The organism is Weissella paramesenteroides ATCC 33313, assembly GCF_000160575.1.
Classification (GTDB): domain Bacteria; phylum Bacillota; class Bacilli; order Lactobacillales; family Lactobacillaceae; genus Weissella; species Weissella paramesenteroides.
Map to the genome: position 1 here is coordinate 117,360 of NZ_GG697132.1, position 13,440 is coordinate 130,799.

Below are 13,440 nucleotides of genomic sequence, written 5' to 3' on the forward strand. Positions count from 1 at the left end.
ATTTTTTATTTGTCTATGTAAAAACAATTCTAAAATAGTCCCCTTTAAACCGCCTTAACCGCGAATCATTGTCTTTAAATTTGAATCAGTTGCGTAGCGACCGCAGGATCCGTATCTAATAGTCCAAAATCATGATCAACGCCAAAATCATGTTCTTCCAACACGGATTGGACAGTTAAATGAGCAAGCGGTTTTTGATTATTCTCTTGGCTCAAATGTCCTAGATAGACATGTTTTGTACGATTACCAAGAATTTGTGTCAAAGCTAGTGCGCCATCTTCATTAGATAAATGACCTTGATCGCCTAAAATACGTTGCTTCAATGGCCAAGAATAACTACCCATTCGCAACATTTCATAATCATGATTAGCTTCCATCAAAATGGCATCTGAATTTTTCAGCATGCCAATAATACGATCATTGACATAACCAGTATCTGTTAACATAGCAAATGTTTTATTATCATGGTGGAAGGCGTAGAATTGCGGATCAGCTGCATCATGAGACACACTAAAACTCTCAATATCCAAATCCCCCATCAGTTTCGTTTGCCCTGGTTCAAACAATTGCACCTGTTCCGGATTGATTTTTCCAATTTTATTTTGCATTGCAGTCCATGTTTTTTGATTAGCATAAATATCCATCCCATATTTACGAGCCAAAACACCAACTCCTGCAATGTGATCACTATGTTCATGGGTCACAAACAAAGCATCCACATCTGTTAGTGACCGTCCTATCTGTGCCATTAAACCAGCTATTTTTTTACCAGATAAGCCTGCGTCCACTAGTACATTATGTTGTGGCGTTTCAATAAACGTCACATTACCTTTACTACCAGATGCTAACATTGATACTTTAAAATCGTTCGCCATTCCTAACTCCTCACCAACTAAAACTTGTGTTGTGATCCAGATTTACTGTCAAATATATTCAGAAACCCACAATCTCAAAATGCTACGAGATTGTGGGCAACCGCGAAAAGGAAGAGACACATCAAGCATTATTTATTTCAATGCCTTCAATGTTTCATACACTGTTCATTATGATGCCACCACAAGTAATATTCTACCACGTGATGACATATTTATTTCATTATCGAACCATTTATCGCATTAACAGTAATCAAAGTTGTGTCTTTATTAGTAGATACTAAGAACTGCCATACGGGGATAAAGATGATATCTTTTTTAACCGTTGTTAGTGGCGCATAACCTATTTTTGATAGTTTAACTGTACTATTATTAGGCAATTCATTATATTGATAAAGATTAATCAACGCTTGTTTTTCAGAAATCAATTGCATATCATCACGCAAGAATTGCGTTTGATTGACGTATTGTTGTTCATACTTTTGTAGCCGATGATTACTATCAACTTCAAATACTATTTGTGCACGGTCAGAAACAAATGCATGATTATCTGCCGGAATTTTTTCCACGAAAACATAGAGTTTCGATGTCGTATGTTTGTTATCTTTAGCTCGTGCGATTTGGGTCATTTTTTTACTATATTGATATTCATTTCCCATGATCACTTGATTATCTTTTGCAACAAATTTGTCCAAATCCATCACATCACTTGCTGAATCCACACCTAATTGCACAGGCTTTTGGGGAACAACAACGAATTGGCCATCCGAGAACGACGTTTGCCAGCCGGGCTTAAGTTCATTTTGTTTATCAATCAGAACTTGTTTGCCATCTTTACCAGCTAAATATGAGCCTGATTGACGATTTTGGACTAAAGAACCATACGAAATGCCATCATCACTCATTTCATCTAATATTTGTTGATCTGTTGTGCGGTTATCACTAAATGGATATTCTCTCACCCATTGGACACCCAAAAAGATATCCAGCGCGATGAACACCGCTAAGAAGGCCGCCAAGACTTTTCTAAAATCCATTTAATGACCTCCTTGCTCACTTTTAACCTGATCCGTTACCGATCGCCAGACATGATTCTGTTCAAAATACCATCCCGGATCCAAGGTAACAATTTGATTATCCGGATCCAATTGCCAACGATAGCCGATTGCCATTTGTTCGATATCATTCCGCGATACACCGACACTTTCTAAATCTGCCATCGCACTAGCCATTGGTTCAATATTAATTTGATTCTTTTGATCTGTCGGTAATGGTACCCGTAGTGAATATTGTGACATACCAATTCTTGCATGTTTATTAGGTAATTGCTTTATTTGTACCGAACCATATGATGTTTGTCCAAAAATAGGCAATCCATTAACAAACAAACGATACGTCAGTGTTTGACCCTGGTCACGTTCTTCAAAGTAGTATAAATTATCCGAATTTTGGTGTAAATTAACAAGCCAACGATAACCCTCGTGTTGCCGCTGATTAAGTGTATTTGCGTTGTGATTAACATTATATGCATCATAATTAATTGAACCTGTCGTGACATTATGAGCCATCCGACGATTATCACCGTTAGAGTATGTTAAAATTTCCTGGCCATTGTGCACCTCACGTTTACCACTATCTGAAAAGAGTTTTGTCAGTCGTGATACCGTGCTATCAACATCTAGCAAATAACTATAGCTTTGTAATTTAACTGATGTTGTTGTTGCTGCCATGACATGTTTGCCAACCCACTGGTAGTTCACGGTTGCCGTTTTTTTGCTAGGCTTCAGATGTTGGACTGTTTGCGGTGCATTCGATACCTGGTAAGCATACCTCTTATGATGACGATCATCGTAAAAGAAAAGTTTATTACTATCATCTTGCGATATTTGCACATGATTAATTGTCGCATTACCAGCTATCTTAATCCGTTTACCGAAGATGGATTGTATGACATTACCAGAAACAGCATCAGGAAAGCTCATCACAAGCGTATTTTTTTGAGAAAGTGAATTTAGGTAAGTTGTCTTTTTTAAAACATCACTTGTTTTATAAGCAATATCCCATTCTTTCACACGATCAACAATTTTTGAATATAACGTGCGATAATCAATGACGCTAAGTTCTTTATCTGATTGGTTAAATATTAATTGGGAAATACTATAAACACTTGTTAAATTCTCCCCACTAACATTTTCTTGGGTTGTGTCATTAGTTATTTTTTGTTGTTTCATCGATTGACCAGGACTGCGCCATAATTGTACTGATAAAAAAATACTAATTAATATCGCAATAATGAGCGCAATAATCACACCATAACGTTGTCTGAAATATCTTATATTAACGCGCCATTGCTTATTCTTCTTCATCCCATGCACCATCATCCCAATCATCGTCTAACTCATTATATGGCTCATACGGTAATGCAATCGAGAATGTTGATCCTTCACCTTCAGTCGATTCTACCCATACACGACCATTAAAACGCTCAATAATTTCTTTCGAGATAGCCAATCCAAGACCTGTACCACCTTGCGCTCTAGAACGAGCCTTATCGACACGGAAGAAACGATCAAAAATTTGCTTCATATTTGACTTTGGAATACCTAATCCTTGATCAGTAATACTCAAAACCACTTCACTATCACGATCTTCTAATCGTGCTGTAATAACGCCACCATCAGGCGAATACTTAATGGCATTGTTCATGATATTATCAATTACCTGCGTAAACTTCGATGTATCAATTTCGACCCAGATTTGTAATTGCGGAATCATGCGCTTAATTGTGTAATATTTTTCTGGTTTATCGTCATTGGCAATAATCATATCAAAACGATCTAAAATATAATTGAACAATGCCGCAATGTTAATATACTCTTTCTCCAGCTTCATGGTACCTGAATCCATACGTGACAATTCTAACAAATCATTAATCATATGAATCATACGTGTGGTCTCATCTTGAGCAACTTGCAAGAAATTATGCGCAACTTCTGGATCTTCTACTGCACCATCTTGCAAAGCATCCACATATGATTTAACAGAAGTTAACGGTGTACGTAACTCATGTGACACATTAGAAACGAATTGTCGACGTTCACGTTCAGTTCGCTGCTGTTCAGTAACGTCATGCAAAACAATAACCAGTCCTGAAATAAATCCTGATGCACGTTCAATTAGACTAAAATACGCCCGAATCATTAATGGATGTTCATCTGTACTAAAATCTAATAACAACTCGTGCCGATTATCTAAAAGATCACGTAAACTATATTGATCTGCAATACGTAATATATCCAAAATTGAGCGACCGTTAGCCTTTTGATTTTCAGATAACCCAGTCATCCGTAAAGCTGCAATATTTATAATGTTAATATTACCGCGTCGATCCGTTGCAATAACACCATCAGTCATGTGCTCCAAAACAGAGTCTAGCCGACGACGTTCAAAATCCATTGAATTAGTCGTTTCTTCAATACGTTCTGCTAACACGTTAACATCTTGCGCGAGCTTACCAATTTCATCATTTGTCCGAACAACAATACCACCAGAATAATCACCTTGTGCAATCTTAGCCGTTCTTGCACTAATTTCAGCAATTGGTCGTGTAATACTACGTGAGATAAAAATCGCCATAATAATACCAAGAACAACCGCAAAAACTAATGATGCAAAATAGATGTATGATATCTTTGTTAAATTATTATAGACTGACTCTAAACTAGCTCGAACGACGACCACACCCACAACATTGCTTTCTCCATCTACCGTATTAACCAGTGGTTTAACCACTAATTGATAACGCGTACTGTTAACCGTAACGATTGGATTTTTTCTATATTTATTACCATTAATAGCTGCCTTGATATTTGAATCTGTTGTCTTTTGCCCAATTTTATCTTGGTTATTAACATCATTCGTTCCACGCAGAACTCCTGCCGTATCAAAAACTTGAATTTCTGAAATAGCAGCATTGTTCGTTGACGTTAAAATTGTATGAACATCTTGATTCACCTTTGAATGACTACTACTAGCCAATTGTTGCGTCAAGGAATCGTCAACGTATGCCGGCAAAGCAATCTGATCACGAAAAGATGATAAACTTTGTTGCTCTAATTGACGCACAAAAAAAGCACCAACTAATTCCAAAGTAACAATTAATGTTAGCGTAAATACTAATGCAATTTTAAAATGAATAGATGAAAAAAAGCGGCGCCCTTTGCGACTACTTTGCATGAATACTGCCTCTCTTAATTACGAAAAAGACTAGCACCATGCCATTTGGCAAGGCACTAGCCTTTCAATTTAATGATTTATTCTTCTGAAGCTTTCAGATAATATCCGACACCGCGACGGGTCATCAAAATTTGCGGATGACTTGGTGTCTCTTCAATTTTTTCACGGATACGTCGTACAGTGACATCAACTGTGCGTACATCCCCGAAATAATCATAACCCCATACCGTTTGTAATAAATCATCACGTGTCATGACTTGTCCAATATGCTTTGACAAGTGGTGTAATAACTCAAACTCACGATGAGTCAATTCGATATCTTGTCCATTTTTAGAAACCATGTAGGCATCAGGATGGATAGTCAGTGCGCCAATTTTAATGTCACCACTATCATCAACCTGACCTGACTGTCCAGAAACTGGTGATTGACGGCGCAAGTTAGCCTTTATCCGCGCCAATAGTTCACGGTTTGAAAATGGTTTCGTGACGTAATCATCCGCACCCATTTCTAAACCAAGTACTTTGTCAATTTCCGAATCTTTTGCAGTAACCATGATAACTGGTGTTTGAGATTTTGTCCGAATTTGACGCAATACTTCAGTTCCCTCAACCTCAGGTAACATTTGATCTAGAAGAACCAAGTCTGGTTCCTCACTCTCAAACAAATCCAAAGCTTCACGACCATCCATCGCCACAGCGACATCATAACCTTCTTTAGTTAAATTAAATTTTATAATATCTGAAATAGGCTTTTCGTCATCTACGACCAATATTTTACTCATCACTATGTTCCTCCCAAGGGTGGGTCTCTGATTGATATTATATCATGCAAGCAGCTTTTACCAAAATAAAACTTTATCAAAAATTTAAAAAACAAGATTACTCGACTATATATAGGTATATTTCACTTTAAAAAAAGTGATTTATACACGGTCTATTAATTCATTCGATATGATATTTTTAATTTAATGCTTGCAATCTTTTTTTACTGGTGGTATATTATTATTCGTTGTTGCGAAACAATTTCATCAATTTGGACAAGTAGCTCAGTTGGTAGAGCAACGGACTCTTAATCCGTGGGTCCAGGGTTCGAGCCCCTGCTTGTCCACTATATTAAAAAGGCGTCAGAATTAAAAAATTCTGACGCCTTTTTTCATTAATGATATCTACGTTTGTTATCAATTAAATATGATGATAATTTGGGGCATCCTTAATCAATTCAATATCATGTGGATGACTTTCAGTTAATCCCGCTGAAGTAATTTGAACAAATTGTGCTTGCTGACGTAGTGTTTCTACATCACCTGAACCGGTGTACCCCATACCCGATCGTAAACCACCATTGATTTGATAAATGTTATCTGCAATAACATCAGTAATCATTTTTTCATCAATCATTGTTGCAACCGCACCGGCAGCCAATGCTTTAACCACATCCCCACTGTATTGAATGCCTGAGCCGAGAATGACATTTTTGTTAAATTCAGCTGCTTGTTCAGCAAAAGCCATAACAGTTGTCACGATAGCATTTATTGGAGCACCATTAACAGTACCAACGATAATTGTATCGGCACCTGCAACAAGTGCTTGTTTGGCAATTTCCAAATCATCTACTGGTCCGAACCAGACTGGTATTGAATTAAAGGTTGATTTAATTTCACTAATGTTTTTTACCAAAAAATCTTGCTTATCAGTCGGTAGGACTTGTACAACATCAGCACCTGCTTGTACTAATTCTTCTACAGTATCAGTAGCCTCTACTGATACCCCAACTAGATAGTGATTATCTAATTGCTTAATTTTAGCCACATTTTCAGGTGTTGATAATTGAACTGGCAGAATGGCCAACGTGCCTTCTTTTGCAAAATCAATTGCATTTGCCACCGTTGCAAATCTCGTTGCGCCAATTACCGGAATTGATAGTGTAATATTTTCAGCAACCTGTGTACTAATATCAATTTCATTCGGTAATACATTGGAAGCACTTGGTACCAACAATACCTCATCAAGTCCTAGTCCATTTTGGCTAAACATTATACTAATTCCTCCTTGTTTTGCATGATGCGTACACTTTGTGGTACTTTTGCATAATCTTGTGTAGCTGTTGCTACTACCAAGTGTCCATTCTCAGCAGCTTGTAGAATTGAAGTAAAGCCACCTTTATTTAAGTTTTCAGCGACGTCATTTAATGCAGGTCGTAAAACATCAAGTAACGTTCCCTTATATGGTGTTTTACCTTCGATACCTTCTGGCACCATTTTATTTGCCTCATTGACTTCGCCCTGGAAATAGCGATCCTTTGAGCCATTTTGCATTGCTGCAATTGAACCCATACCTCTATAGGCCTTAAATTGTAACCCAGTAGCTTCATCAGTCAATACATCACCAGGTGTTTCATATGTGCCAGCAAGAACTGATCCCAACATAATTGCATGACCACCAGCTAGAATAGCTTTTGACATATCTGCTGAAGTTTTAATACCACCGTCAGCGATAATTGCCTTATTGTATTCCTTTGCTGCTTCTGCTGCTGCAGCAATTGCTGAAATTTGGGGAACACCAACACCAGCAACCACACGAGTTGTACAAATTGATCCGGGACCAATGCCAACCTTAGCAACATCTGCTCCCGCATCATACAGGGCACTAGCACCTTCCTTTGTCGCAATATTGCCAGCAATAATATTGATTTTAGGAAAGGCATCGCGAACTTCACGAATCTTACGTAAAACGCCTTCGGAATGTCCATGAGCCGAATCAAGGACAATTGCATCCGCACCAGCTGCGACTAATGCTCGCACACGTTCAAGCGTATTTGATGTAACGCCTACTGCACCAGCAACAATTAAACGTCCATGATCGTCAACTGCTGCATTTGGGTCAAGCGTCAGATCTACCTTCGCAGATTTAACGAAACGGATTTCTGCTGCCTGGTCTGCAATCAACATGTTTTTATGAATCACACCAAGACCACCAAATTTTGCCAAAGCAATTGCCATCGGAGACTCTGTGACCGTGTCCATTGCAGCAGATAGAATCGGTTGATTCAATTTCAACGTTGGCGTAAGAATAGTTTGCATAGATATTTTATCTTGTTGGTTACCCACATTATTTTCCGGTAACGCGACATCTTCAAAAGTTAACCCCATCGGTACAAATTTATTTGCAATACTATAATTAGCCATATTTCCTCCATTTTTTTGTATAAAAAAAGCATTTGCAAGATTGTATAGAATCCAACAAATGCTAGTTAACCAGACAGTTTCACTAATCAATTGTGGATTGTCGCCTATTATCGGGTAGGCGGTAGAGACTTGTTAGCCCATTTATCTAACGATTAAATCTACAAGGTAGTTCATATTTATTTATCAATTGATTTTACTCGACTTCTAAAAAATTGCAAGTACTTATTTTTAATTTTTTTAAACCAAAAAAGCTTGCAATCATCCCTTTTATATGATATATTTATATTCGTCGTTGTGAGACAACTTAATAATTTGGACAAGTAGCTCAGTTGGTAGAGCAACGGACTCTTAATCCGTGGGTCCAGGGTTCGAGCCCCTGCTTGTCCACTACTTTGAAAGCTGATTTTGAATCAGCTTTTTTATTTTCAAAAAAGCTTGCACACATACTTATTGTATGATATATTATTATTTGTTGTTGCGAGACAATTTAATAATTTGGACAAGTAGCTCAGTTGGTAGAGCAACGGACTCTTAATCCGTGGGTCCAGGGTTCGAGCCCCTGCTTGTCCACTATTTTGAAAGAGAATGACTTCGGTCATTCTCTTTTTTTATTCTTAGTGGCAAAAATCAAAACGCATCTAGCTTATATACCAAAAGGATCATCAATCCATCGACTTGAAGTCGGTAAATTGATGACCTTGAGCGTTTTCCAAAAGTTTGAATGAAAGAAAATGTTCAAACCTCTGCTTACTAAAATTGTATTAATTAGTCGATATCGCGGAATCCAATATCCGTTCGATAATAAAAATCATTCAAATTCAAATTCTTTAGGGCTGTGTTGACACTATTTTGTGCCTCTTTCAAACTCGGCGCACGTGCAATCAGCGTAAAAATACGTCCACCCGAACTGTATAATCGGTGTTCCTCGGCGCTAACCCCAGCATAAAAAACATTCTGTGGTAATATCGGTAAGACAATATGTTGTTTAGGCGCATCCGGATATCCCGGAGCAGCAACAACCGTCCCTAAGTAATAATCTTGTGTCTGCCAAACCATCTGCGGATTTTTACCAGCAATCAAATCTGTTATCGCTGTATAAAAGTCACTCTCTAATTGTGGTAACAAAACTTGTGTTTCTGGATCACCCAATCGGACATTAAATTCTATTACTTTGATGCCCTCACTAGTCAACATACAACCAATATACAATGTTCCCGCATACATCAAATTTTCACGTAATAAACCATTTATCGTTGGTTTGACGACGGTTTGTTCTACGCGTGCAATAATATCATCTGTAATATGTGGTACTGGCGAATAGGCGCCCATGCCACCTGTATTTGGTCCAGTTTCTCCTGCATATATTTTTTTATGGTCTTGTGAAATTGGCAAAATGACAGGCTTTGGTCCACCAACAAACAACATTAATGAGAATTCTTCGCCTTCTAGATATTCTTCTACTAGAATTTGATCAGATTTTTGTAAACTTTCACGCAAGGCTAACGCTAGCTCATCAGCTTCTTTAACTATGCGAACTCCCTTGCCACCTGCCAGGCCGTTCTCTTTGATCACTACTGGCAGTGATAATTTTTGAGCATAGTTAAACGCCTGCTCAAAATCTTTAAACGAAGCAAAAGCTGCTGTTGGCACGTGATTGCGACTCATAAACTCTTTAGCAAACTGTTTATCGCTTTCCAATCTGGCTGCTGCCTGATGAGGTCCAAAAACACGAATCCCCTTAGCCGTTAAGAAGTCTACAATACCACTAGCTAGTGGTGCCTCTGGACCAACAAACACCAAGTCTATCGGTTGTTGCTCAGCAAAAAGAGCTACTTTTTCAAAATCATTTTCGGCAATAGCAACTGTTTGAATACCACTTGCTTGCATGCCAGGATTTCCTGGTGCACAAAAAACCTGCGCAACTTGCTCACTCTTCAGAAAGGTTGTGGCAATTGCATGTTCACGTGCGCCAGAACCAATGATCAAAACATTGACCATCACACTGCCCCTTTCTAATGTCTAAAGTGACGTACACCGGTAGTCACCATTGCAATCCCATACTTATCGGCCATCGCAATAGAATCTTTGTCACGAATACTACCACCAGGTTGCACGATTGCTTTAATATTATGCTGTGCGGCATACTCAACGCAGTCATCCATTGGGAAGAAGGCATCTGAGGCTAAAATGGCATGCTCATATCCTTCCTTAGGCATCGCTTTTTGTATTGCAATCTTCGTTGAATCAATGCGATTAGGTTGGCCCATACCAACGCCCAACGTTTTGGTAGCTGTTGTCACAACAACAGCGTTACTCTTTACAAACTTCACAACATGCTGACCAAATTGTAAAGCTTTTAATTGTTCTGCTGTTGGTTGTGTCTTAGTCACCACTTTAAAATCTGATACGGCTTCAACTTGACGGTCACTTTCTTGAACAAGGAGACCACCACTAACCGTAACCGTCTCAAAACGTTCTGCCTCATCACGGTGACTTAAATCAGCCTGCAACAGCCGGATGTTCTTTTTCTTACCAAGAATCTCCAAAGCCTCGGCACTAAATGATGGTGCAATGACAATTTCCAAGAAAATTTCATGCATTTTTTGAGCAGTTGCTGCATCAATCTCACGGTTAACTGCGACAATACCACCAAAAATCGACATCGGATCTGATTCGTACGCCTCATCCCAAGCTTGTTCAATATTATCAGCAATACCAACACCACATGGATTCATATGTTTCATTGCAACCACACATGATTCTTCAAATTCACTAACCATGTTTAAGGCTGCATTGGCATCCTTCAGGTTATTGAAAGATAGCTCCTTACCATGTAATTGTTTCGTGATAATTGATAACTTTGCTGGAATAGGGTTACGGTAAAACGCTGCTGCTTGATGACTATTTTCACCATAACGTAGGCTTTGTTGCTTCTCATACGTTAACGTTAATTTCTCAGGAAATTCTTCAGTCGTCAGGTAATTGGCAATCAATGCATCATACGCCGCTGTATGTTGAAATACTTTTGTTGCCAATTCTTTTCTAAAAGTAAAATCTTCTTGACCAGCTTCTAAAAATGATATCACCCGTTCATAATCAGCAGTATCGACCACCGACAAAACATCCGCAAAGTTTTTTGCAGCCGCACGCAACATTGATGGCCCACCAATATCAATTTGCTCGATTGCGTCTGCCTCAGTAGTTTCAGGCTTTTCAATCGTTTCCTTGAAGGGATACAAATTAACAACAACTAAATCAATGGGTGAAATACCTGCTTCTTCGAGTTGTGCCATGTGTGCCGAATTATGACGTTTTGCCAGTAATCCACCATGAATTTTCGGATGCAAAGTTTTGACGCGACCATCTAACATTTCAGGGAAACCAGTAATATCTTCAACGCCAATAACGTTTAGCCCACCATCTTCAAGGGCTTTTTTCGTTCCCCCAGTTGAAATAATTTCAAAATCTAGGGCAATTAACTGGCGTGCGAATTCCAATAAACCTGTTTTATCTGAAACGCTCAACAATGCTCTCTTAGTCATTTTTAGAATTCTCCTTTTTCTAATAGCTCTTTAACAACTGCTGGATAAAATTTATGTTCAACCTGATGAATCCTTTGTTCAAGATCAGTAAGCTGATCTGTGTTATAAATCGGTACCTGACGCTGGGCAATAATCTGACCTGAATCGACACCTGCATCAACCCAATGAATGGTTACGCCAGTTGTTGACACGCCTGCTTCATAAGCATCCTCAATGCCATGACGACCAGGAAAGTTCGGCAGTAACGCTGGGTGAATATTGACCATTTTACCGGCATACCCTGCTAATAATGTTGGCCCGATAATTCGCATATATCCAGCTAACAAAATAAAATCAATTTGTTCAGCGGCTAATCTTGCTGCAATAACAGCCTCTGCGGATGCTTTATCTGGATAGTCACGAAAATTGACCACCATGGTAGGGACACCCTCATTTTCAGCACGTTGCAATACTGGCACATTTTGGTGATCACACACTAGTAATGCAACTTCAACCGGCATTTTTTCACGTGTAAATGCCTGACATAAGGCTGTAAAGTTAGACCCCTCGCCCGAAGCAAAAATCGCTATTTTTTTGATTATTGACATCACTGCAATTCGCCTTTCAATTTGACTTCCTGTTGTCCTGAAACAACTCGACCAATTTGATAAACCCTTTCACCTGACTCTTGTAATAACGTCATCACTTTTTCTACATTGGCCGGATCAACCGCTAGAACCATGCCAATTCCTAAATTAAAAGTCTGCGTCATATCCGTAAATGTCAGTTGACCTAATTCTTGTAATGAATGCATAATTTTTGGCATTGGCCAAGTTGCCACATTTATTTCAGCACGCTGATCTTTAGCCAAAATACGACCAACATTCTCAATCAGTCCACCACCAGTAATGTGGGCGATGGTGTGTACCAACTCTTGTTGTATCAAAGGATAAACTGCATCAACGTAGATTCGTGTAGGCTTTAACAATTCGGTTTGCAAATCATGATCGTAACCTGGCAACGTCTCATGCAATGAGAAGTTATTTTGTTTAAATAAAATATCACGCACCAAGCTAAAACCATTTGAATGCAGACCATTTGACGCTAAGCCAATGAGTACATCGCCATTTTTGGTATTTTCAGCCGTTAACAACTGCTGTTTGTCAGCAATACCAACTGCAAATCCTGCTAAATCATAATGCTGAGTAGTATACATATCTGGCATTTCAGCCGTTTCACCACCCAATAGCATTGCGCCAGCTTGTTTCACCCCTTCGATTACACCGGTTATAATATCTTTCGCTTGTCCTTGATCTAAATGACCAGTTCCCAGATAGTCGAGAAAAAACAGTGGCTTGGCTCCTTGAGATAGCACATCATTAACACACATAGCCACCAAATCGATGCCCACTTGCGTATTCTTATTCGCTTGAATCGCAATCAGTAATTTAGTGCCCACACCATCTGTTCCCGCAACTAAAACCGGTTCTTGATATGATCCAATTTCTAACGGAAATAGTCCGCCAAACGAACCCAACGAGTCATTATGTGCTAAATTTTTTATTTGATCGACCAATTGATATCCTGCATTGATATCAACGCCCGCCTTTTTATAGGCATCCATTC

11 protein-coding genes, 3 tRNA genes and 1 riboswitch are annotated in these 13,440 nt (G+C 38.8%); of the genes, 3 read left to right on the forward strand and 11 right to left on the reverse strand.

All coding sequences use genetic code 11. The features are described 5' to 3' along the window. Positions 1 to 74: 74 nt before the first annotated feature. The 5 genes from HMPREF0877_RS07465 to yycF form a co-directional block, all read right to left on the reverse strand. On the reverse strand, positions 75 to 875 hold the full coding sequence (locus HMPREF0877_RS07465) for an MBL fold metallo-hydrolase (protein WP_002828716.1): 801 nt from the start codon (positions 873 to 875) through the stop codon (positions 75 to 77). Positions 876 to 1,087: 212 nt separating this feature from the next. Further along, positions 1,088 to 1,909, reverse strand: a complete 822-nt coding sequence (yycI, locus tag HMPREF0877_RS07470; RefSeq protein ID WP_002828717.1) for a two-component system regulatory protein YycI — start codon at positions 1,907 to 1,909, stop codon at positions 1,088 to 1,090. Continuing rightward, positions 1,910 to 3,262, reverse strand: a complete 1,353-nt coding sequence (gene yycH / locus HMPREF0877_RS07475; RefSeq protein ID WP_040760986.1) for a two-component system activity regulator YycH — start codon at positions 3,260 to 3,262, stop codon at positions 1,910 to 1,912. Then, positions 3,225 to 5,108, reverse strand: coding sequence for a cell wall metabolism sensor histidine kinase WalK (gene walK, locus HMPREF0877_RS07480; protein ID WP_002828719.1), 1,884 nt, complete (start codon positions 5,106 to 5,108; stop codon positions 3,225 to 3,227). The genes yycH and walK overlap by 38 nt, the downstream gene beginning before the upstream one ends. 77 nt (positions 5,109 to 5,185) lie before the next feature. Next, positions 5,186 to 5,890: a response regulator YycF gene (gene yycF / locus HMPREF0877_RS07485; protein WP_002828720.1), complete on the reverse strand. Its 705-nt coding sequence runs from the start codon at positions 5,888 to 5,890 to the stop codon at positions 5,186 to 5,188. A gap of 253 nt (positions 5,891 to 6,143) precedes the next feature. Here yycF and HMPREF0877_RS07490 point away from each other — a divergent pair. Beyond that, positions 6,144 to 6,216: transfer RNA gene (locus HMPREF0877_RS07490), tRNA-Lys, on the forward strand. A 74-nt stretch (positions 6,217 to 6,290) separates the two neighbouring features. On the opposite strand, the gene HMPREF0877_RS07495 is transcribed toward HMPREF0877_RS07490, so the two are convergent. Then, positions 6,291 to 7,142 (reverse strand): IMP dehydrogenase, encoded by an 852-nt coding sequence (locus tag HMPREF0877_RS07495; protein WP_002828721.1) that lies wholly within the window; start codon positions 7,140 to 7,142, stop codon positions 6,291 to 6,293. After that, on the reverse strand, positions 7,142 to 8,293 hold the full coding sequence (gene guaB / locus HMPREF0877_RS07500; RefSeq protein ID WP_040760992.1) for an IMP dehydrogenase: 1,152 nt from the start codon (positions 8,291 to 8,293) through the stop codon (positions 7,142 to 7,144). Before guaB ends, HMPREF0877_RS07495 begins: the two co-directional genes overlap by 1 nt. Positions 8,294 to 8,370: 77 nt before the next feature. Next, positions 8,371 to 8,473, reverse strand: a riboswitch (purine riboswitch). Between the two features lie 134 nt (positions 8,474 to 8,607). Here guaB and HMPREF0877_RS07505 point away from each other — a divergent pair. Both HMPREF0877_RS07505 and HMPREF0877_RS07510 read left to right on the forward strand, forming a co-directional pair. Beyond that, positions 8,608 to 8,680 (forward strand) — tRNA-Lys (locus HMPREF0877_RS07505). A gap of 110 nt (positions 8,681 to 8,790) precedes the next feature. Beyond that, a tRNA-Lys gene (locus tag HMPREF0877_RS07510) sits at positions 8,791 to 8,863 on the forward strand. A gap of 195 nt (positions 8,864 to 9,058) precedes the next feature. Here HMPREF0877_RS07510 and purD read toward each other — a convergent pair. Genes purD through purM form a run of 4 tightly spaced genes read right to left on the reverse strand, consistent with a single transcriptional unit; the run spans position 9,059 to position 13,438 of the window. Next, positions 9,059 to 10,291 carry a phosphoribosylamine--glycine ligase gene (gene purD, locus HMPREF0877_RS07515; protein WP_002828723.1) on the reverse strand — a complete coding sequence of 411 codons (1,233 nt, stop codon included), beginning with the start codon at positions 10,289 to 10,291 and terminating at the stop codon, positions 9,059 to 9,061. 14 nt (positions 10,292 to 10,305) lie between these two features. Further along, complete coding sequence (gene purH, locus HMPREF0877_RS07520) at positions 10,306 to 11,835, reverse strand: bifunctional phosphoribosylaminoimidazolecarboxamide formyltransferase/IMP cyclohydrolase (protein WP_002828724.1); 1,530 nt, start codon at positions 11,833 to 11,835, stop codon at positions 10,306 to 10,308. Positions 11,836 to 11,837: 2 nt separating this feature from the next. Further along, positions 11,838 to 12,422, reverse strand: coding sequence for a phosphoribosylglycinamide formyltransferase (gene purN, locus HMPREF0877_RS07525; RefSeq protein WP_002828725.1), 585 nt, complete (start codon positions 12,420 to 12,422; stop codon positions 11,838 to 11,840). After that, positions 12,422 to 13,438 (reverse strand): phosphoribosylformylglycinamidine cyclo-ligase, encoded by a 1,017-nt coding sequence (gene purM, locus HMPREF0877_RS07530; protein WP_002828726.1) that lies wholly within the window; start codon positions 13,436 to 13,438, stop codon positions 12,422 to 12,424. Before purM ends, purN begins: the two co-directional genes overlap by 1 nt. Positions 13,439 to 13,440 lie beyond the last annotated feature (2 nt).